This is a genomic window from Salinibacter altiplanensis, assembly GCF_002894645.1.
Lineage (GTDB): Bacteria > Bacteroidota > Rhodothermia > Rhodothermales > Salinibacteraceae > Salinibacter > Salinibacter altiplanensis.
Map to the genome: position 1 here is coordinate 222,269 of NZ_NCQY01000002.1, position 22,243 is coordinate 244,511.

Annotated in this window: 13 protein-coding genes; 11 read left to right on the top strand and 2 right to left on the bottom strand. The window is 61.4% G+C overall.

Going from position 1 to position 22,243, the window contains the following annotated elements; translation table 11 throughout:
* Positions 1-20: 20 nt before the first annotated feature.
* The 10 genes from B7R93_RS01055 to B7R93_RS01105 all read left to right on the top strand — a co-directional run bounded on the left by B7R93_RS01055 (position 21) and on the right by B7R93_RS01105 (position 17,606).
* Positions 21-374 (top strand): TRL-like family protein, encoded by a 354-nt coding sequence (locus tag B7R93_RS01055; protein ID WP_103018996.1) that lies wholly within the window; start codon positions 21-23, stop codon positions 372-374.
* A 1,176-nt stretch (positions 375-1,550) separates the two neighbouring features.
* The gene (locus tag B7R93_RS15110; protein WP_103028902.1) at positions 1,551-2,084 is read left to right on the top strand and encodes a hypothetical protein; all 534 of its coding nucleotides are present in this window, start codon (positions 1,551-1,553) and stop codon (positions 2,082-2,084) included.
* 299 nt (positions 2,085-2,383) lie between these two features.
* Positions 2,384-3,277 carry a hypothetical protein gene (locus B7R93_RS01065; protein WP_103018998.1) on the top strand — a complete coding sequence of 298 codons (894 nt, stop codon included), beginning with the start codon at positions 2,384-2,386 and terminating at the stop codon, positions 3,275-3,277.
* Between the two features lie 249 nt (positions 3,278-3,526).
* Complete coding sequence (locus B7R93_RS01070; protein ID WP_103018999.1) at positions 3,527-5,821, top strand: VCBS repeat-containing protein; 2,295 nt, start codon at positions 3,527-3,529, stop codon at positions 5,819-5,821.
* 261 nt (positions 5,822-6,082) lie between these two features.
* Complete coding sequence (locus tag B7R93_RS01075; protein WP_103019000.1) at positions 6,083-6,469, top strand: hypothetical protein; 387 nt, start codon at positions 6,083-6,085, stop codon at positions 6,467-6,469.
* A gap of 106 nt (positions 6,470-6,575) precedes the next feature.
* Entirely contained in the window at positions 6,576-12,389 is a 5,814-nt protein-coding gene (locus B7R93_RS01080; RefSeq protein ID WP_198598550.1) for a S8 family serine peptidase, read from the top strand.
* 1,429 nt (positions 12,390-13,818) lie between these two features.
* On the top strand, positions 13,819-14,928 hold the full coding sequence (locus B7R93_RS01085) for a hypothetical protein (RefSeq protein ID WP_158666532.1): 1,110 nt from the start codon (positions 13,819-13,821) through the stop codon (positions 14,926-14,928).
* Positions 14,929-15,214: 286 nt separating this feature from the next.
* Positions 15,215-15,577 carry a hypothetical protein gene (locus B7R93_RS01090; protein WP_103019003.1) on the top strand — a complete coding sequence of 121 codons (363 nt, stop codon included), beginning with the start codon at positions 15,215-15,217 and terminating at the stop codon, positions 15,575-15,577.
* Between the two features lie 355 nt (positions 15,578-15,932).
* Positions 15,933-16,577: an SDR family oxidoreductase gene (locus B7R93_RS01100; RefSeq protein WP_103019005.1), complete on the top strand. Its 645-nt coding sequence runs from the start codon at positions 15,933-15,935 to the stop codon at positions 16,575-16,577.
* A gap of 180 nt (positions 16,578-16,757) precedes the next feature.
* Positions 16,758-17,606, top strand: coding sequence for a sulfotransferase domain-containing protein (locus B7R93_RS01105; RefSeq protein WP_103019006.1), 849 nt, complete (start codon positions 16,758-16,760; stop codon positions 17,604-17,606).
* Between the two features lie 46 nt (positions 17,607-17,652).
* On the opposite strand, the gene B7R93_RS01110 is transcribed toward B7R93_RS01105, so the two are convergent.
* Positions 17,653-18,525 (bottom strand): sulfotransferase family protein, encoded by an 873-nt coding sequence (locus B7R93_RS01110; protein WP_103019007.1) that lies wholly within the window; start codon positions 18,523-18,525, stop codon positions 17,653-17,655.
* A gap of 48 nt (positions 18,526-18,573) precedes the next feature.
* Positions 18,574-19,467, bottom strand: coding sequence for a class I SAM-dependent methyltransferase (locus B7R93_RS01115; protein ID WP_103019008.1), 894 nt, complete (start codon positions 19,465-19,467; stop codon positions 18,574-18,576).
* 230 nt (positions 19,468-19,697) lie between these two features.
* On the opposite strand from B7R93_RS01115, the gene B7R93_RS01120 reads away from it, so the two are divergent.
* Positions 19,698-22,238: a DUF2339 domain-containing protein gene (locus tag B7R93_RS01120; RefSeq protein ID WP_198598551.1), complete on the top strand. Its 2,541-nt coding sequence runs from the start codon at positions 19,698-19,700 to the stop codon at positions 22,236-22,238.
* The last annotated feature ends 5 nt before the right edge of the window (positions 22,239-22,243 follow it).

The window sequence follows — 22,243 nt, forward strand, 5'->3', positions numbered from 1 at the left end:
ACCGATTCGCTTTCAGAACCATGAAGGCCAAAAAAGACACGTTCTTTCTCGCTCCTCTGATGCTTGCGCTCTTTCTGTTGACGAGCGGATGTGCGGCAATCACTGGCGTACGGGGGGTCCCCCGCGGAACGATTCTCACGGATGTACAGGGGCCCCAGTCGACCCAGAGCTTCGAAATGTCTGTCCAGGCCGGTGAACTCAAGAAGGGCACCTCTACCGCGGAGGGGTACCTTGGCCTCGTCGCACAGGGGGATGCCAGCATCCAGGCCGCCGCGAGGGATGCCGAAATCTCAGACATCCACCACGTAGACTTCAAGACGAGGAGCATTCTGGGCCTGTACGTGAAGCACACGACCGTCGTGTACGGCCGGTGACGTTTTCGAGGTGGGGCCCTTCTAGATGAGGGAAGCACATGATCTGAACTGGTGGGATGAGCTGGTCCGTGGGACACACAGCAGTACATTTTCGGACGATTGAGAGAGCCCCAATGACTGTGGCAGACCACGCCACACGACAGAACTCTCATTGCAGGTCCTCCTGAGCGCCGGCGGAGGATCTTTCTGAACAAAGTGGACGCCTTCTCGACGCGGACTGCCGGAGGGTTCCGCTTTTTGCCGCCCCCGAAGAGATTTTCTGCCGAAGCACTCGGTCACTTCGTCCCCAGCACTTTCGGTCGCAGGCCACACCAGAATCGCCGATTGTAGAGCGGGAAGGGGGGACCTCGTACTGGTGAAGTTTCTGTTGTGGAGCTGGGCAGGAGACCGGTCTAGAAGAGGACGCCACCTCGAATACGGCTTAACCGATGAAAACAAACATAACACTTTGGAAATCAAGGTGTATGACGCAAATAACACAAATAAAATGAAATATAGATATAAGTACGAGAGAGTACAAAAAACACACAAAACTAAAATTTATAAGAATAAAATATGGTATGAAGGATAGGACGAAAAAATGCATCGACGAAAAATAAATAGACAACGTAAAGCTACAAAGTTATGGGCATTCCCACTCCTTTGGCACGAGACCAGCACACGCTTCGAAGTGCTCTGCAGATTGTGACTGGAGAGGCCCCGACGCGCCGGGCCACCCAACACATTGTGCAGAAGTGTCATCGGATTGCTCGTGCTACCCTTTGCCAGCAAAAAAGAACGAAGTCCCTCCGCGAAGATGTGCTGGGGGAGGATGTGGGGGATTTGGCGATGGACGCGGTTGCTGGCCTGTTTGAGCGGGATGACCAAGGCCGATTTCCTGAGCTGCGACGCTATTTCGAGGGACAGGTCTCTTCGGACTGTCCGGAGAAGCAGCTGATGGAGGACCTCCGACGCCTTGTTCAGAGTGCTGTCACCGACTGGCTGTTTGAGGCATACCGAACTGCGGATCGATCGCTTTCTAACCAAATCCGGGCCCTAAAACGAGCGATCGGCCAGCGAGAGGATGTTCGCTTACATCGTAGAGGATCGGTCCAGTGGGTCGAAATTGTGGAGGGACCTACGGAGACAGAGGCAGTGGGTAGGGCGTCCGGAACGGCCGCTCGCACAGGGCGTCCGATGCCGCTACAGACTCTGGAAGCCCACCTGACGAGTGCAGTCGCGGCGGCCCACTCAACGGAAGACCTCCTGGACGCGGCCCTTGATGCACTTAGGGGTCATTTCGACTACGAGGCTGCCTACCCGCTGACCCGTCTTGCCCAGGCCATGCGGGCGGCCCGCGTTCGCGTGCAGGCAGTGACAGAACATCCCGGGATGAATGTGAGCCCGGAGCGTCCCCTCTTGCGTCCCGATGAGACGAAGCGATACATCGATCGCACTCTGAAGGCGCTGCGGTCCGAAAAGCGGGCCACCTACGTGAGGCAGAACAAGCTTACGGAACAGGCCTATGCCGCCTATTTCCAGGCGCTCTGCGACCGGCTCGAGGCCCGCTTCGTTCCGCCCGGAGATCCAGAGATGACCCATTTTGAGGCACTCTCGGAGCACCTTCCGCTCACGAAGGACGAGTACCGGATGGAGCATCGCGCCCGGTTTGAATACCTGGAGCGGCAGGCTCGTGAGGCCTTGATCGAACGCCTCAAAGAAGTCGTGTGAAGACGTTTCTGCTTGCGGAGACCCGCACGTGAGGAGTTCTTTGGGGGGTGCTTTTGGAGGTCGCGGGTGTAGGTGGATCCTGGAAGAAGGGGATCCTCAAGGAGATTGGAGACGTTTTCAGCAAGTGATTCCAGTCGGAAGGAAACATGTAGTACCACTCTGCTACTGGATAAGCAGACCTTCTGAGAGCAGCGGATCATGCCCCTGAGGAGTCCCAATGTCCCTCGAATCGGACCGGTGCGACCGTGACCTCTGATGATGAGCGACGTATCGAGTGCTTTGTTCGCCGGCCAGAGGATATGGTGGAAGACGAACGGCAGCGGGCAAAGCAGTTGGTGAATGAAGATCGGGGAGCGGCCCTGTACGCCGAGTTTCTTCGGGACTTCTACGATCGGTTTGGCGAAGAGCGTCCGACCGACCCTCGTGTGGATGCGTTCGTGGATGCCCTCTTTCAGGAAGAGGTTGCCGAGGCACCGGAGAATGAGACGGCTACGGTGATTCCCGTTTCGTCCCACAATTCTGGCCTGCAGGCCCGTCCCACAGTGCTCGCCGCCGATGCTCCGCCGCCCAGAAGTCCGGCAGTGGCGGACAGTGCGGGAAACCGATTTGTAGACCTTGCCTCCCTTTCGTCCGACGGCGAAGGGGTGCTCGTTCGTGTGGTTGGGGACCGGCAGACCGGACACGGTCGACTCTACGTACTGTCTGCATCGGGGGACAAGACGCAGCGCGGGGAGGCGTACGCAGTGGTGTCGTTCCCCGAACTTGGCCGCGACATCTTGACCGATGAAGAGGGACGGGCGTCGTTTGAGCTTCGAATCGGCCCCGAGGTGGAGAACCTGAGGCGGAGCAGCCTTGAGAAATGGACAGGGATCTCCGCTGTGGTGCGTCGTCCCGTCGCCTCGGCGGAGGTTCGGCCGAAGGGAACGGCGATGCTTCCGGCGTCGGGTCCTCCGCCGGAAGAGAATTCTGAGTCGGAGGATGCGCCCCGTCATGGAGCAGGCGCCCGGCTGATCTGTCGGCACCACGGAGCCCGGCTCAGTCTCAGTCTCGGACCTGCAGAGACCGATGAGCCCGTCTTGCTTGGGGTGTCGAGTCCAGGGGCGGACTCGTTTCTCGTGTCCCTTCGATCGGGGGCGCCGGAGCCGGCCCCGATCCCGTCTGGGAAGCGTCTGGTGCTCCGGCTCTACGAATGAACGTGGCGCCCAGCCGGTCTCGGGGATATCTCCGCGCGGACCGAAGACTGAAAGATAGGGCGCGGAAGAGACGAGCCTTGTGCCTGTGCATTTGAACGCCTTCCTAGCCCCGTGAGACCGCCCGAGCCGACGGGCCGAGAGGCCCATTTCCGTCGTCTCCGCGAGATGATCGATGGCCCGGTATCCGGCCGATGGGCTGTTGTGGAAGCGCAGTTGTTTCTGGCCCGTCTGGATCCCAAAGGGCCCGAGATGGAGTCCTATCTCCTGTCGCTGATGGAGCCGCTCTCGGCACTAACTGAGGCCCTCGACCCGGTCGGTCTGCCACTGGGGCCCCCGGTTCAGCTTGCGGACCAACTCGCTGAGGCGCGAACGGCAGGAGGAGCGCTTGCGGGGCTTCCCCCCTTGCGGCGAACCGAAGTAGCACTTCGCCGGCGGGCGGCCCTGCTGTACGCTTACGCCGGGTCGATGAAGAAAGCCCTCCGGCAGCTCGTGAAGTGCGATGGAGTCCCTGATGATCTCTCCGAAAGCGTCCGCGCCGCACGAGGCCCCAAGAACGGAGGGGAGTCGTCCGGGCGGGTGTCTCCCCAGCGGCGTCTCCAGAAGATGCGGCAAGAGGAAAAGAGGGAGGGTCTGGAGCTCGAACTGGAGTGGCTTCTGGATCACTGGGCGCTAACGCCCCCGGAGGAAGAGAGGGGGCATGGGGCCTGGGTGCCGGTCGTCGAGCGGCTTCCTGCCTGGGCTCGGGGGACTCGTGAAAGGTCCGATCCATGTTCGCACGAGGTCGGCGCCCTGCGGCGCGTGCTTGTTGACCTTCGAGGGGCTGTCGCCACGTCGCCGGGTGGGGACGCCTCGGTGTCTGCAGACGAAGACCGTCTGTGGACAGGAGGCGCGCTCCATGCCAATTCAAAGAGCGTGGTTGAGGAACCGCTGGCTGCGGCCCGCGCATGGATCGACCGTGAGCATCCCACCCTTCGCGGACGATACCTGGAGGGACGCCTCGCCTTCGATTGGGCCTGCCTCCGACGGGAGGGACGGTCGGCCGGCCTTCCGATCGCCTCGCTCTTCTACACGTCTGCCCTGGAGGAGGCTGGGCACCGGCAACGACTGGTCCTACGGCCGGACGCGGCGTTCACTGGGGCTGTTTCTTCGGGCAGTGGGCCCGGCCCTCCCCGGCAGAAATCACCGAATCGCGAGGGAGAGGCCGTCCGCCCCGTCAGCGAGCAAGGACTATCCATCAAGGTACGGACGGCCTTCTTCTCCCCGCAGGAGACCTTGGCGGTACCGGCGGCGCAGGAGGCGCAGGCCCGTCGGATTCTGGATCGCCTCCGAGACCGCCATCCCCACGGGGCCCTAGACGTCGTTGGGGTCTCGGAGCTCCGGAACGTTATGAACCACCGACGACTGACGACGCGGATCGAAACCGGTTGGCTGCGTCATGCGGCGCGGTGCCTCCGGGCACGGCGCGGACCGGTGTTTGCCGGAGCCGTGATCGCCGTTCTCGTGCTGACACTCGGGGTCCTCCTGTATGGGCCCCTCGACAAAACGCCCGCAACGGCCGACTTCGAGGGCGAGCAGATGATCGTCAAAAACGCCGGTGGGTCGGCAATTGAGCGGATTTCGGTCGGGGCCAAGGTGGTCCGGCGAGCCAACGATCCGACCCGCCGGTACCGTGCGTTTGCCTTTCACGACGTCACCGGCGACGGTCGAAAGGAAATTTGCTGGGGCCAGAACACGCCCCAGTCCGATGATCGGGATTTTGTGGCCTGCAAGGAAGTGGGAGCCAATGAGCCGCTCTGGCACTTTTCGCTGGACAGCCTTGCGGCACCGTTTCCGAACAAGCCGGCCGTGCGGGCTGGGCAATACACGGCCTCCGGCATGACCATCGGGGACTTCACAGGGGACGACCGGCCGGAGGTGTACGTTACAACTGCGCATCAGCCCTACTTTCCCTCTCTGTTCCTTCAGCTCGACGCACGGACGGGCGAGGAGATGGGGCGGTACCTGCACCCTGGTCACTTCAAGGTTGGACCGGTCCCGGTCGACCTAGACGGGGACGGACCCGAAGAGCTTTTGATCGGCGGGCACACGAATGCCTACGACCAGGCCGCCCTCGCGGTGCTTGACCCGGACCGTGTCGAGGGCCATGGTCCGGTTACGCCGGAGTACGCTGTGTCTAGTCACGATCGTGCCACCGAGCGGGCCTACCTCCGGTTCCCCCGAACGAAGGTGGGAGCCGCGCAGGGCAATGGAATTTCAATGGTGCGGAGGATTCGGGTTCGGGAGGGGGGGCGGATCGAGGTCCAGGTCCGGGAGGGATACGTTGGAAGTTCCGAACAGAGAGGGGAAGCATACATCCTTGTTTGCTTCGATCGATCCCTCCGTCCCGAGTCGGTGGGCACATCATCCCAGTACGATCGCCTCGCCGACACCCTTGCCCAGCGGGGCACGATCGGTGAGGTTCCCGACGCGGACTACTTCGAGTCCTACCAGGGGCACCTACGGTACTGGACAGGGGGGAAGTGGCAGGCCGAAAACAAGCGGTGACTGCTTTCCTGAAAGAGTTTCTGGACGGAAGTGGGCAAACCGTCTCCTATCGAACATAGAAGCATTCTGGCCAAAATATTCGGGGCCCCCTTGCTGCTGCGTGATTTTCTCGTGTCGATTAACGCGATATTTACATTTGGGATGGAGAAGGCGTTCAGCGGCCAGCCCGGGACGAAAGGAATTAATGCATAGAAACAGTGGGTTGGTTATTGCACACCACAGTTCAGCTCTTCTCGGGAAGACCGAAGATACTTCGGACTGATGCCTTTCGACACGACTCGTCTATTTCATGCTGGTTCTACTGCTTTCTGTCTTGCATTCTGCAGCTTGGTCCTCCTCGGGTGTTCCGGAGAGGCGGAGCTTACGGCTGAGCAGAAGCAAAAACTTGATGCTCAATTGCAACGGATTGTCCTGGATGGGGCGAACCCAGGGCATCAGGGACCTGCACGCGACGACGGATCGGCGGTGCACAGTGTGCTTGTGCGGTCTGATGACCCGGAATCGCTTGTGAAAGCGGGCTTCTCCATCAACAGCGTTTCTGGAACAGTTGCGACGGCACGCTGGACAGTGGAAGAGATCCGCAGGGCGGCCCAGCAGGAGTCCGTGCGCATGATTGAGTCTTCGGGACAGGCAGAAGCGCATCAGTAGCATTTGAGATCCGGAGAGCCGAAAGCCCGAGGGGCTGAAAGAGATGGGACGTCAATTCCAGTGTCTCCTATTTTCGTTCTCTGCCTCAGTTATTTTCAACTCTACCATGTCTTTCGGGTCACGTCGACTGCAAGCATATGCGTTTTCCGTTCTCTTCGCCGGATTGCTCCTTTCAGCGACATCGGCGGTGGGGCAGGCGCTAACGGACGCGGAAAAGTCACGGCTGGACACGCGCTTCCGGTCGGTCATTGCGAAAGAGAATCCCGACGCTGGCCTGACGGCCGCGGGCGTAACTCCAGAGCCCTTGAGGAACCAGGGGCGCGCGAAGCGCGGCCAGACGCGGTATGGGGCAGCCATCTACACCAGTGATGTGCAGGCAGTGCGTGCAGCTGGGGTCTCCATTAACTCGGTCCAGCCCGACTTCGTCACGGCCCAGGTGTCGTCCTCCGACCTGCTGACACTGGCGAGACTGGATGCGGTGCGGTGGGTAGATGCCGGGACTCAGTTGCAGCCCACCAATGACATAACGGGGGGCGAAACGGGGGCTGAGACACTGCGGGATGGGTTCCTCAATGGCACCAGCTACACAGGAAGTGGAACAATGGTTTGCGTCATTGACAGTGGTGTTGACTGGGAACACGAAGACTTTCGAACCGGGAGCAGCCTTGCGAACAGCAAGATTGAGTACATTTGGGATCAGACCCTGAGCCCTCAGTCAGGCGAGCAGGATCCCTCGAACCGGGGGGGAGACTTTTCCGGGTTCAGCTATGGCGTCGAGTATAGCAAGAGCGACATTGAAAGCTCCATAGGTGCGAGCGCCCCCGATGTGCGAAGTGAAGATACGACCGGACACGGGACGCACGTGGCGGGAACTGCTGTGTCGACCGGAAATGCACACCCCGATGAGAAATACAAGGGCATGGCACCGGGGGCTGACCTGATCGTCGTGAAGGCGGGGAATGAAAGGTTTTCTTTCAACAATGTCATCGACGGAATGAATTACTGCGGGGAGGTGGCCGACGATCAGGGGAAGCCGGTCGTCGTGAACATGAGCCTCGGAAGCCCTGCAGGCCCACACGATGGAACGAGTAACGTGGCACGGGCGGTGGATGCGTTTGCCGGAAGTGGACAGCTACCCGTCGTCTCGGCCGGGAATGATGGGAACAGTGGCATGCACCTTCGGCAGAGCGTGCAGGCAGGTGCCAGTACGTCGTTCAACTTTGAGGTCGGCAGCTTCACGCCTCAGTCCGGATCGGGCAACGACGACGCTCAGTTTGACATCTGGTTCGATACGGCCGATAGCCTCGAAGTTACGGTGGCGGGTCCGAATGGGGCAAGTCACACGGTTCCCTCGGATAGTTCGTCTGTTGCGGACACCCCCGACGGCGCAATTTCGATCAGCAATCAGGTGAGTGGCCTAAACGGGGATCGACGGGTTCAAGTCCGGGTGTTCGATCAAGATGCCAGCACGCCCCCCGTACAGGGCACCTGGACGGTCTCGATTGCTGACAATTCCGGGAATGGGAACGGGTTTCACGCCTGGTTCTACGACCGAAATCTTGGAACCAACGCTGCCCAGTCGCCAGTCCTTGTGGAGGGAAATGAAGTGTCAGCGTCTCCGCAGGAGTTTGCGGCCGACTACGTCCAGGGAGGCGACGGGCGGTACACCATCGGGACGCCCGGGACGGCGACGAGTGCGCTCACCGTGGGGGCCTGGACACACCGGTGGCGCTGGCGCGACATAAATGGAAACAACCTTCTGTGGAACAACAACTTCGATCGCACCGACAACATTGCCGTCTTCAGCAGCGTGGGGCCTCGCCGAGACGGAACTCTGAAGCCTGAAGTTGCGGCGCCCGGCCGAGCGACCGCTTCGGCGCTGTCTTCCGATGATCAATCTGCGGCGTCTCAACTCACGCTTCCCGGCGGAGAGCACGTGTTAAAGAATGGAACGAGCATGGCTTCGCCGGCGACCGCGGGGGCGGCCGCCCTTCTTTTTCAGGAAGACGGGTCCTTGTCTGGTGCTCAAATCAAGAGTCTCTTCACCAACCAGGCGACGAGGGATGATTTCACTGGGGCGACCCCGAACAATACGTGGGGCCACGGCAAGCTGGACGTGTTTCGGGCCATGGCTGAACTCACAGGGAGCAAGGTGCCGGAGCGAGAGTTGCTGGCCTACGACGAAAATGCTCCTACCAGCAGCCGGAGTAGTGAAATCCTCGGGGGAAGCAACGCCGAGAAGCTGGCCGTTCGGATTACGCCGAGCATTGGCGGGTCAATGACCGGCGCTCTTGTGCATCTCGGACGTGGGAATGCCAATCAGCTTACTGATTCGCTGAATGTGGAGGTGTGGGACGATGATGGCAACGGACGTCCGGGGACGAAGCAGGGAAACACGGTGAAGGTCGTGCCGTCGACCCTGGCGGAGCACGCCTGGAATTACATCCCGCTGTCCGGTACGGGGGCATCCGTCGCAGAGAACACGGACTACCACCTGGTCATCTACCCCGATGATCCGTCCGGGACCCTTGAGGTCTACGCTGAGACACAGTCGGTGGACGGGCGATCCTCGATTATGACCGGCGGCTCCTCGAACCGCTTGCGGCACCAAGCGGCGGACGACCCGGACGAAGTGGTGGCGCCAAAGTCGGGGGCGACGCAGGGTTCGTGGGGTCCGTTAAGTGGAAAAGATCTGGCCGTGCGGGGCTTCGTGAGTTCGACTCAGCCCACCGACCTGGCCGTAGACATTTCCTCGCTGGACTTCAAACTGCTCGACTATCCGAGGCTGCCGACGCCCGTGCAGACCGTCACGACTGTGAGCGTGGAGAACAACGGCGAACCGGTCAAGAACCTGACAGCCAATGACTTTGCCCTCGCCGAAGACGGGGCGAACATCTCCATCGGGGCGTCCAGTCAGCAAAGTTGTGCGATTACCCCTCCCGGGCAGGGCCTCAACCGACGCCTGGCGGATATTGTCTTCATCGTCGACAACAGTGGGAGCATGGGGTTCGAGCAGGACGATGTCGTGCAAAACATTGAGGACTTCGTCGACGAACTCCGGGCGCGAGGTGTGAACTCAGCCCTGGGCCTTACGCGCTACGGGCAAGGTGCGACCGGAGACTTGGGACAGACGCGCGGCGGTCCCATTTTTGAGAACCAGGGGAATCTAACGACGGATGATCAGTTCTTCAAGACCACGATTCTTCCCCGCAATGTGACGGGGGGAGGAACCGAGCCCGGGTACTTTGCCACCGAGCAATCCGTGAGTAATTTTACGTTCCGGAGTGGGGCGGAGAAGGTATTCGTTGTCGCAACCGACGAGACGCCTGCACAACGGACGGGCCTCGCTGACGTTGACGACGCGCGCCAGGCGGTCATCAATGAGGGAGCGACCCTGTATGCCGCAACGACGTCGGACCTGGATGGGGATTTTCAGCCCCTCACCGACGCAACGGGCGGGCAGATCTTCGACATCTTCGATCCGTTTGCGACAACTGTGGCCGACGCAATTACCGGCCAAACGTCGAGCACATACGTGATCACCTGCTTGTCGCCGTCGGACTTTGACGGGGCGTCCACGTCAAAAACAAAGCGGGAGGTGGAGGTGCAGGCCAGTACAAGTGGCGTTACCGACACCGCCACGGATACCTTTGACATTGCCAGCCGACCATTTATCACCCCTTCGACCCAGGTCAGGCAGGTGGCGTCCACGCAGCAGCCGTCGGATCAAGACATTGAGATTCAGACAACCGTTCGAACCTTTGGCGGCGGTGGAGGGGGGAGCGCATTTGCGAAGCAGAACGTGGCCGCTGAACTCTTCTACCGAACGGCCGGGTCCGGCGACTCCTACTCGTCGGTGTCAATGTCGGAGACGACTGGTAGGACGTTTGAGGGAGCAATCCCGGCGTCTGACGTGGAACGTCCCGGAATGGATTTTTACATCCAAGCCACCGACGGTGACGGAGACCGGGTCACCCTTCCGGGGTCGAATGCGGCGAACGATCCACTCAAGACGGCCGTCGACCAGGATCCGCCGACGGTCTCTCACGACCTGATTGACGGGACGACGCCGGGACGGGACCGGGTGATAACGGCGGAGGCCGACGACGATGGGCAGGTCGACCAAGTCACGCTGTTCTACCGGACGCAGGGCGACCTGGCGTACTCGCAGCTTTCGATGACGAACACCAGTGGCACGACGTACGAAGCCACGGTGCCAGGCGACGAGATTACGACGGCTGGAATCGAGTATTACATCGAGGCCGAAGATGACGTTGGCATCACGAATTCAGAAGGGATCGCCGACGATCCGTTGGTCGAGCTCTCTGAGGGACGCATCGTGGCCCCGGCCCCGAGCAACCGGACGCTTGGTCTGCCCAATGACGTAGACATTGCCTTCAACAGCGTCTTCCGAGCGTTCGAGTATGAGGTGCAGTGGGCCCCGGACGCAAGCTTCCCCGAGGCGGAGACCGATACGATGACGGTCACGGACACTACTGCGACGCTGGCGGGGCTGAGCTCAGGGACGACCTACCACTGGCGTGTCCGCCCGATTCGTGACCAGGAAGGTCCGTTCTCGGATACGACCCAGTTTGAAACCTATCCCGATCAAGTTGAGTCTGCGGTCTCACGGTCTTTCGGAGATCCCTCACAGTCTACGAGCTATCGCCTCATGGCGCTGCCCGGGGACCAAAAGACGGAACTCGAGTCCACCGTGGGGGGGGCCAATGAGGAGACCTGGCAGGCCTACCGGGACGATGGGGACAATCTGATCTCGTATGCCGACGGGCAACCGTCCAACTTTGCCTTCGAGCCCGGGGGGGGCTACTGGGTGCTCAGCAAGGACGAGGTGAACGTTTCGGGCACGAATCCGACCCTCAGTATCGGCAGTGACGAGGGAGACTTCCAGACGACGATCCCCCTGCACGAAGGGTGGAATATCATTTCCAATCCGTTGGATCGTGCTGTGGACTGGAGTGCGGTAGAAGACGTGAATGGAGGGACGATCAATGCGCTGTGGGCGTTCGATGGACGCTACAGCGATACCGCTGTATTCACGCCGGCGGTCGAGGGGGACGCATTCTACTTCCTCAATGACCAGGGACTCGACGACCTCGTGATACCGTATCCGAGCACTCCCTCTAGCTCAAGCGCCTCCTCTCAGCAAGAGGGGCCCGCACTAGTGCTTGAGACCTTCCAGGACGGACGGAAAACGTCCACCGCGAAGGCGGGGCTCCGCACTTCGGCCGAGGATGCACTCGATCAACATGATCAGTATGCCCCGCCGGCCCGCTTCGAAGCGGCCTCCCTGCGGTTTGCGGTCGAGGAGAACGCAGAGGGCGCAGATGCGTCTCGTCGAGAACTGTTAGCGCATGAGTATCGGTCGGCCCCTGAGGACGGGACTGCAGATCCGGGCGGTCACGCCTTCGACCTGCGCCTCTCTGCTGCCCCTGACGAGCCGGTTGAGGTCAAGGCCTCTGGGCTTGATGCCTTCCAGGACCAGGAGGTTGTGCTCCTGAACCCCTCCACGGGACGGTCCTATGACCTCCGGAGTGAGAGAAGTATCCGGTTGACCCCGGCCACGGAGGTGGCTCCCCTGCGCTTGCTGGTTGGGGATGCCCAGTTTGTTGATGCCGAGAAGGAGGCAGTGACCCCGAACGAGGTGAGGCTGGAGGGGAACTACCCAAATCCTTTCTCACAACGGACCACCATTACCTACGCACTGCCGGAGCAGCAGCATCACCGCCTTGAGGTGTATGACATCATGGGGCGGCGAGTTACCGTGCTGTCAGATGGATCAGAGCGGGCTGGTGTCCATCGTGTTCAGTGGAGCGGACAGACGGTTGCCAGTGGAGTGTACTTCGTGCGCCTCGAAGCAGAGCAGGCCACACGGGTGAAGAAGATGACCGTGGTTCGATAGGCCTCAGGGGGGCTCCCGTTGTCCCAGGCCCGAAACCGTGCGCAATCCACTCCCCTGTATCGTTCTTGATCTCTCAAACTTTGAACCGTGTGACGCCATGTTTTTGAATGTACACCGGGGCCTCTCGCTGTCAACCATCTCTGCCTCCGTCCTGCTCTTCGCCGCGGTCTCGGGGTGCGGGCTCTTTGGGGGAGGAGACAGCGATCCCCCTCCAGCTCCTTCTAGCCTAGAACTTTCTGCCAGTCAGAGCGGAGTCGACGTATCCTGGCAGTCACGTTCAGATGCGAGCGAGTATAACGTGTATCGTTCTGAGGCATCCATTCCAGAGGAAGATCTCTCAAGCGCTAGGCGCGTCACTGAGGGATCTTCGGTTCAGGGGACGTCCTTTCTAGATGAGAATGCTGAAAATGCGACGGCCTACTTCTATCGCGTGACCGCAGAGAATGACGCTGGGGAAAGCGATCCTACTCCTGAAGCAGAGATTCAAATGCCATTCCCAGAATCCCCAGAACGGCCGCAGTAGATGATCAGAAAGTGGGACGCACTGTCTGAGGACTGCTGACCTACTGAAGAGTGTCGAGCTAGGAATTCTTAGACGGCGGCCAGAGCATCCACGCCCCGCAGTGGTTGGTCCCATGCCGCATGACTGATTGTCGACGCCCCTTGAGGGGACGGCGCGGCGCTTGGTGGCATTTGATCTTCTGGTCGGAGCGGATTGAGGACGACCTGTCTGCCGTCGAGGTCGAGCGAGAAGCGTCGATCTCGACGTCCCCCTAACTTGCGCTGCAGGCTTGACCTGAGGACTCGCTACAGGGGGCCCTACGAAGCCGATTTCGGGACTCGGGACACCGGGGCCTCATCAGATCGGTGAAGACAATCGCCCTGTGACACTTGCCCGACCGCCGGCGGAATGGCTCGTTGGACACCTCGGCGGCCGGTCCTCAAGTTCAACCTGGCAAAAGATTTCCCGCACAAGCCCCACAGGCATGAACTAGGATACAGGGTGTGCATCTTTTACTGTCGGACGGCGCTCAGCAACCAGTAGAGAACGATGTCAGGTGGAATGCTGCAGGGGTGCTCAGTGGGGCAGTGGTGGTACGGTGTCTTTTGTTGTTTCTTTTTCCAAGGTAGGCTTGGCTTTTCAGCAGTAATCCACTGCCGTGGGGAGTACAACACGAGCCATTTGCGTTCACTCTTTTCTGCCACTGGCGGCTGGCAGTACCTCGTGGTCGGCAGGCGAGAAGACTCAGGCACGCTGGAGTTTCTCAATGTCGCGTACCTGGCGTAGGTGAATCCGAAATATTTTTCTGAAGGACCGCGTTGTCGGCCACTCACTTTGTAGTGCCTTTGTAGTGCACTGGAGTTTGTAGTGCACTGGAGAATGCCCTCTCTCGCTAGTTGTTGATGATACAAATTATCGCGCTCAGTCATGTACACACTCAGACGACGACTGCTCCTTTTCCTCTGTGTTGTTGGCCTTGGGCTTCCTCTTTCGGGCTGTGACCAGGGCGAAGGAATGGACGAAGCACTCCCTCCGGAGGAGGCCGAAACCCGGATCAGCTCCGCTGTGGAAGGCCTCAGCGAGAGTGCGGGGACTTTGGAGGGCGGCGAGTTTTCCAATTCCCTGAAAGGCTTTTTGGGGCTAGAGAATGGAGAAGCAACGTCGGAGGACTGGGCCGAACCGCTGATTGAGAGACTCGACGCGGTGATTAAGACTTCCGACGAACGATTTCAGTTCGACGCAAGCACCGGCGTATACGTCTGGAGTGCTGACACCGAGGAGTGGGTACGGGAGGGATCCTCAAACAGCATAGTCCTGGAATTTCCCGCGACTGAGGGAGCGGCGGGCAATAACACAATGCTTGAACTGAGCCGGTATTCAGACACGCCGCTGACGGTGAATGGGGAAACGGTGTATCTGCCCACGTCAGGAGCGGGGGCAATCTCGGTGGATGAATCCGAGGTCTTCTCCGTAGATTTGAATGGTGTCGACTACGCTACGGAAGAAGGATTCGAAGTCCCCATTCCACAGTCGTTTTCACTTGAGATCTTTACAGCGCCTCATACTCATACGTTCAACTTGAGTGAGAACTCAAGTACGGACTATGATTTCTCCTTCGATCTTGAAAACAGGGACCAGCTTGTCGCGGGATTTTCGGTGGGGGCACAGTTGGCGACAGACAACTACGACGAGCTGGAGAGTACCGACGTAGAAGAGCTTTCGGGCGAACTCCGGATCGGCCCCGACCTGACGGTCCCGTACACGGTGGAGGCCGGAGAGATAGCTGCTTTCGACGATCCGACAGAAGAACAGGTCAATAATCGCATTGACGCGACTGTGCAGTTCCAGGGGCAAGAACTCGCTACGTTGCAGTACGACGACGGATCGGAACGCTTTGAGGTCGTCTACTCAGACGGGTCCGTCGATCCGGCTTCGATGTTCTTCGAAGACTTCGTTAGTGAGATGGAGGCGATCTGGTCTGAGTACCTTGGGCGGGATGACTTCGGGACCGTTCTCGATGACATTGTTCTTGACTGATGCCTGGGCGCAATTGCATTCCATGGTCATCTATGCATCCGGTTCACCCCTACGGATCTCCTTCGTATGCCGGAAACTAAGAACCTCTTGTTTTGGAATATGCCTGCTACTTACAGGGTGGGCAACGGCCTCCGTGGCGAAAGGGCAAGAACCGTCGGCGGATTCAGCCCGGCACCAGTCCCGCCAGATTGGTGTCTCGGCGCCCTCTCTCTTCAAACTTCTAGAGGAGGGACGTCCTACTCACCAGTATCAGATTTACGGACGCTACTGGACAACCCCCCGACGAATGGGCCGAGCGGCACTCCGGTACCGTCAGGTCGTGGGCGAGGATGTGGAAGTTGACGTTGGGCTTCGCGGAGGGGCTGCGTGGGTCTTCCAGCGTGAAGGACAGTGGCGGTTTTACGGGGGCGGGGACGTACTCATCGGATACAGGCGGTTTGCAAATGGGCGAGAGTCGTACCGCGGCGGCGTGTCTCCGCTGTTCGGGGCACTCTTCTTCATCGGGCGTCATGTGTCCCTCGCCTTGGAGCCCCGCCTCGTCGCGACGTATGCACACACCCAGGGAGGCAGCTCCAGCCGCGCCTCTTCCCGTGTGTTCTCGATCGAAATCGACGAGACGGCGCTCCTCATTCTTAGCGTTCACTTCTAGCCCTGGGCACGTCGCGGTCGCATCCTCTTCGGGAGCAGACCCGCAGGGCATCCTGGCTCCAGGCCCAAAAGAAAGCTGGGACGGTCTTCCCAAATTTCTACCACGTGCTGGTTTTTGTGGATGAGAGGGCCGAAGGAATGTCGGCTTGGCTCCGAGTGGCGCTTCTTGAGGGCCTTCATTACCACCGGCAGGGTGCGACCACCGGTCGGGGCGGGGCCGAGGGGAGCGACGTCCCGGATCTTCTCGCTGTCTCCTTCGTCGTAGGGCCCAGGCCCGTCGGCAGATCGTGGGGGGAGGCCCCAGATGGCGAACGACCGCGCTTCATCTTTTTCACAAACTGGTTCCAAATCCACACATGAATGTCGCAGTCATTGGCGCGAACGGGGGCATTGGTCGTCGTCTCCTCCCGCGTCTCGACCAGGCAGGGCACGATCCCATCGGCGTCGTCCGCTCCGACGAGCAGTTCGACGCGATTCGTGAACGTGGCGGCGAGCCGCGGCTCGGCGACCTCGAGGAGGAGGTGGCCCCGGCTTTGGAGGAGGCAGACGCGGTCGTCTTCACTGCGGGGGCCGGCGGATCCACGGGATGGGACAAGACGATCTTGGTGGACCTGTGGGGGGCGGAGCGGGCGGTGACGGCCTGTGCGGAGTGCGGCATCGACCGGTTCGTGATGGTCAGCTCACGGGGAGCGGGCGATCCGGAGTCGCGCCAGGGCCCGATCAAGCCGTACATCGTGGCGAAGCACGTCGCCGACCGGAGCCTCCAGCGGTCGCCGCTCGAAGAGACCATCCTCCGTCCCACCCGTCTCACGGACGAAGAGGGAACGGGACGGGTCGCTGCCCACTTTGGCACCGATCCCGAAACAGGTCCCCCCATCCCCCGAGACGATGTGGCCCAGGCTGTCGTCGCGTGTCTCGAAAACAAGGACACGGTCGGCCACGCCGTCACGCTGTACGGCGGCGACACCCCGATCGAGGAGGCAATGCAAGAAGCCTCGTGAGCCGGACGGAGAAGTCGCGAAAGGTCTCCTGTCGCGCAGGCAAACCCCTTCGCAGCGGGGGAAAGGAAGAGGTCTCCCCGATGGGGCCGGCTGGGGCGTCACAAAGGGGCCGTTCATGCTCAAACCTTTCCTTGGAGAGGGACAGTCATTGGTATTGTCATCCCGAATCGTCTTTGCACGATGGACAAGGTGTACGACGCTCTACGAAGTGTGGCCAAGAGCACAGTGCCGGACCGCACGCTTGCATTGCTGAACAGAGGGGTCGTCGAGTTCAACCGGCTGGCAACTGAAAGTCCATTTGGGGAAGATGGACCGGCCCTGCTCGTGCACTGCTGTCACCACCGAAGCGGCACCGTGTGGTTCACCCGGGTGCTGTCAACGGTGGCCCGGCAGTACGGCCTTCACTTTCAAGGGGCGAGCCAGGACGCCCTGACATCGTCCACAGAGGTGTTCTTGCAAGATCACAGTCGCATCGACCGGGCGGCCCTCTCGCCGTACCGCGGGTCCCACATGATTCGCGATCCCCGAGACATGGTCGTGTCCGGGTACCACTATCACCTGTGGACGGAGGAGGAGTGGGCACACCGCCCCCGTGAAACGTACGATGGAAAGAGCTTCCGGGAGGCCCTCAATAGCGTGGGGAAGAAACAAGGGATGATGCTTGAGATGGAGCGGTTCTGCGAGGAAGACCTTCAGGACATGCTCCGGTGGAATTACGATGACCCGGCGTTTTTGGAGCTAACGTACGAGGAGGTCATTGCCGACGAGGCGTCCCATTTCGAGGCGTTGTTCGAGCACTACGGCTTCCACGACGAGGCTGTAGAGGTGGGGCTGGAGGCCGCTCGATACTACAGCTTCCAGAATCTTTCCGGTCGCGATTTTGGTGAGGTCGAAGAAGAGTCGCACCTCCGGTCGGGGCGGACGAGTCAGTGGGAGGCGCACTTCGACGACGAACTGAAGGCCCGCTTCAAGGAGATGGCCGGCGACGCGGTTGTCCGGCTAGGCTACGAGGAGAGCAGCGACTGGTAGCGGGGGGACTCCGTCTCCCCCCGGATGGGGTGTGGGGCAGATGGGGCTACCTGTCGGCCCCTGCTCCGGGTTGGGGTCTGGTGTAGACCTCAAATCCAAGGTCGCGCAAATAGGCGTAGGTCGGGGCAAACTCCTCCTGGAGCTGCTCCTTCACCTCGGGCGCCAAGACCTCCGTTTTCGCACCGGCCGTCCCGAGAAGACGAAGGAGCGCCAGTTTGGCGTGTCGGGCCATGGGGGTTCCCAACAGCCAGCGATAGGCCTGCGGAAAGTGGCGGCGCAGGGGCCGAACCGTGGAGCGGTACACGGCGCGAAAGGCCGGGCTGCCCGTCGGGTTCTCGGGCTGATTGCCCGCTTTTGGGCGAGGGACGTTCGGCAGATCGAGGAAGTCCAGCAGGTCGCCCCAGAATGCCCCCGGCTTGGCTCGTCCCGCCTCCAGGCTCACGACCCTGAACTGATCTGTGCCGAACCGATCGGTGTACGCCGGAAGGGTCTCCTCGTAGTGACTGGTGCGGACCAGGTACCTGCGATCAGGGAGCGCCTCCGATAGAGAGGTCGCCTCGTCGATGAGGCCGAGCTGCTTGTTGTATTGAAACTGAGACAGCAGGCGTTGGATCGGATCGCGGACGATTGCCAGCAGCTTGGCGTCCGGGTTGTAGGCCCGGATCTCGTCGGCCGTCGCCGCGCTTTTGTAGTATATCACTGTAGCGTCGCCGAAGTACTGGTAGCTCTGGTCGAAGGGGAAGTGGCGGTGGTAGGCGTCACGGGTTCGGGGCCGCTCTTCGTCGGGCCCGTCGCTGCCGAAGTAATACAGCTCCTTCGCGTCCGCCATGAACACATCGGGGTGGTGGTCGAGCAGGTAGTAGAGCCAGCTCGTCCCGGCCTTGTTCACGCCGATGACAAAAAGGTTGACCTGGTTCATGGACGTAAAATCTGAGGCGTGCGGCGGAGAGGGCCCGGGAAACCGGGCTCAGTGGGACGAACCGTTCTGGATCAGGTACAACTGTGCGGAGGATTGGTGTCCGTGCGCGGCGTTCCAAAGGACGGAGAGCGCTGCCACGATTGGGGCCCGGAGGAGCCATCCGTCCCGGTACCGTTCGCTGAGCAGCGACACGTAGAAGGCGTCGAGTCGCATCGGACGTACCTCGTCCACCGTCAGGCCGTGTTGGTCGAACAGACGGCGGAGATCCCGCGGGCGGAAATGGGACAAGTGGCGGGGCACGTCGTACCCGGCCCAGTCTGCGCCGTAGTACTGGGCGTCAAGGGACGCGCAGTTGGGAACGGCCACGATCAGGGTACCGGTGGAGGCGAGAACTCGCCTCAGCTGCCTGATCGTGTCGGACAGTTTTGGAACGTGCTCCAGCACGTGCCAGAGCGTGATCACGTCGAAGTGGTTGGACGGCAGGTCGCGGATGTGCTCGGGGGGCTCTACCGTCAGTCCGTGCGTTGCGGACGCTACCTCCTGCGCCCCTGCGTCGGGCTCGAGCCCGCAGGCCTCCCACCCGTGCGAGCGGCAGTGGGCCAAAAACTCCCCCGTTCCGCACCCGAAGTCGAGCAGGCGACCGGGCGGGCGATCGACGAGAGAGGCGATGAGCCGACGTTTTGACCAGAGGGTGTAGTGGCGCACCCACCGGTACAGCGTGTCGATCAGGTTCTGGCCGGTATCCTGGTGAGGAGTGTAGTCCTCACTCTGGTAGTATCGCCCGAGTTCGTCCGCGGAGGGGCGCGGGTTGGTGAAGCGAAAGCCGCAGCGATCGCACTCGACAATGGTGAATGTTTCTCTCGAAACGGTGTGGTCCCGGCACGTCTCGAAGGGCCGATGGGGAGTACCGTGACAGAGAGGACAGTGGTCGAGGTTGTCCACTGGGGCTGCGGAAGACGGGTGTAGAGGGAAAGGCTGCAGGCTGGGACACTAGCAGACTGAGGCCGATCAGGTTCCGGGACGAAGAGAGGCCCCAGACCCTCTACATTTCCTTTCATGTGTCCGGCGTCTCTGGAACAGCGAAATAGACCGACCGTTTTGAGACGGCTTGTCAAATTAAGCGGGCCCTCCGGCCCGCGGTCTCGTCTCGACTGCGTCAGCGCCCCCTCCACATGGCTTCCTCCGCCCAGACGCCCACTCCGCGCACCGCACAGGCCGACACGTTCTGGACGCGGCTCTCACCGACGACACGCCACGCGGGCTGCCTCGGGATCCTGTTGGTGGTGGCCCTCGCCTTTTACGCCCCCGCCGTCTTCGAGGGAAAAACCATCCAGGGGACCGACACCGTCACCTTCCGCGCCAACGCGCAGGTGACGGTGGAGCATCACCAGAAGACGGGCGAGTGGGCCCGCTGGGCCCCGAATGTATTCGGTGGGATGCCCTACGTCAACGAAAAGATCTCCGTCCTGCAGCTCGACGACGTGGTGAACCTGGTCCGTGGTGCCGCCTGGCCGGTGTCGCTCTTGTTCGTGCTCATGGCGGGCGTCTACCTGCTTGTCTTCTACCTGACGCGGGATCATTTCTCGGGACTCGTATCGGGGCTTGCCTTCGGGTTTACGACGTACATCCCCATCATCATCGGGGTGGGACACGGGACCAAGTTCGTCGCACTGGCCTACGCGCCGTACGTTGTGCTGGCCTTTGCCTACACCCTGCGGAATTCCTCCCTGCTGGGAGGGCTCTTGTTCGCAGGGGCACTGGCACTCCAGCTGCGGGCCAATCATCCGCAGATTGTGTTCTACACGGGAATGCTTCTCCTGCTGTGGTGGATCGTGGAGGCCATTGGGGCCTGGCGAGAGGATCGCGTGCCGGAGTTGGCCACATCCACCGGCTGGCTCGCCCTGGGGACGGTGCTGAGCCTCGCCATGGCCGCGGAGCCGTACCTGGCCCGGTATCAGTACAAACAGTACTCGGTGCGGGGGGCCGCGGCGGCCGTAAACGGCGGCGGAGCAGGTGGTGGGGGCATGGGCTGGACGGCGGCCATGCGGTGGAGTCACGGGCCGGGGGAACTGTTCACCTTCATTGTCGCGGATGCGTTCGGCGGCGGGGGACAAACGTACTGGGGGCCCAAAACCTTCACGGAGGGGCCGCACTACGTGGGCGGTGTCATCATGGCCCTGGCCGGCCTGGCGGTGTGGCGGGTGCGCACCTGGTTGGTCTGGGGCCTCGGCCTCGGCGTGCTCGGCACGGCTCTTTTTGCACTGGGCAAGTACGCGGCGTGGCTCAACTGGCCGATGTTTCAGTACGTCCCGTTTTTCGATGCCTTCCGGGGGCCGGAAATGTGGCTGAGCGTCACCGCCCTTGCTCTTGTCCTCCTGGCCGGCATTGGCCTGGACTACGCGCTGCGACGAAAGGAGCGACAAGGGCGACGGACGCAGTCCCCCGATCCTCGGCAGCGCCCCCTTCTCATCGCATTCGGGGCCGTGTTCGGAATTGTGGCTCTGATGTGGCTGGCCCCCAACACGGTCCTCGACTTTGAGAAGCCCAACGAGCAGCAGCGCATCCGGCAGGCGCTGCTGCGCCAGAACCCGAACGTCTCCCCAAAAAACCCGCGGGTGCAGCAGGCGGTGCGACAGCAGATGCAGAAGCAGAAGCAGCAGCGGCGTGGTGCCTTCACGACTGATGCGCAGCGGACGATGCTCTTTCTCGTTCTGGCCGCCGGGGTGCTCGTGTTGTACCGCCGGAAGACCCTTCCGGCGTGGGGAGCAGGCCTCGCGGTCGTGGCCATCGTGGGCGTTGACCTGTGGGGCGTCGACACGCGCTACATGGGGGATGAGCGCTACTCGGCCCAAGACGTGGAGCAGTCCATTCCCACGTACTCGTTTGACCAGTTCATCAAGGAGCGGCAGAAGAAGGCTGGGGGGCTGGGCCGCTTTCGCGTGCTTTCGCTGGCGGAGGGCGACCCGACGAGCAAAGCCCGCCCCTCCTACCACTACGAGAACGTAGGGGGATACCACGGGGCGAAGCTACAGCGCTACCAGGACTACCTCGACCACATTCTGCAGGTGACCGGCTCGGGCCCCCCGAACGAAAACGCGCTCGATCTTCTGAACACCCGCTATGTCGCCGCCCGTCAGCAGTTGCCGGGCACCGAGGTGGCCTACCGTAGTCAGGAGTCGGGTGTACTGGTGCTCGAGAACACGGACGCTGTTCCGCGCGGCTTCCTCGTGGGGACGACGGAGGTCGTTGAGGACCCAACACAGATGTGGTCGCGACTTCGGTCTGCATCCTTCGAACCTCGTCAGACTGCCCTCCTCCCTGCCCCCCTCGACCAGCCGGTCACGCCCATCGACAGCGGCAGCACGGCCGAGGTCACCATGGAGCACTACGAGCCGGAAGAGATCCGGTGGACTGTGAATACGGACGCGCCCCGCTTCTTCGTGGCGAGCGAGGTGTACTACCCGGCCGGCTGGAACGCGTACCTGGACGGGGAGCCGATCCCGATCCACCGCACTGATTATCTGCTCCGCGGTGTGCACGTGCCGGCGGGAGAACATACCCTCGAGATGCGCTTCGAGCCCAAGGCGGACCGGTACGGCACCTGGATTGCGTGGACGAGCACGATCCTTGTCTACGGGGCGGTTCTGATGCTGGCGGGCATTCGGGTGCGTCGGCAGAGGGGCGCGGGCCCCGAAGACGAAGAGGTGGCGTGAGGAGA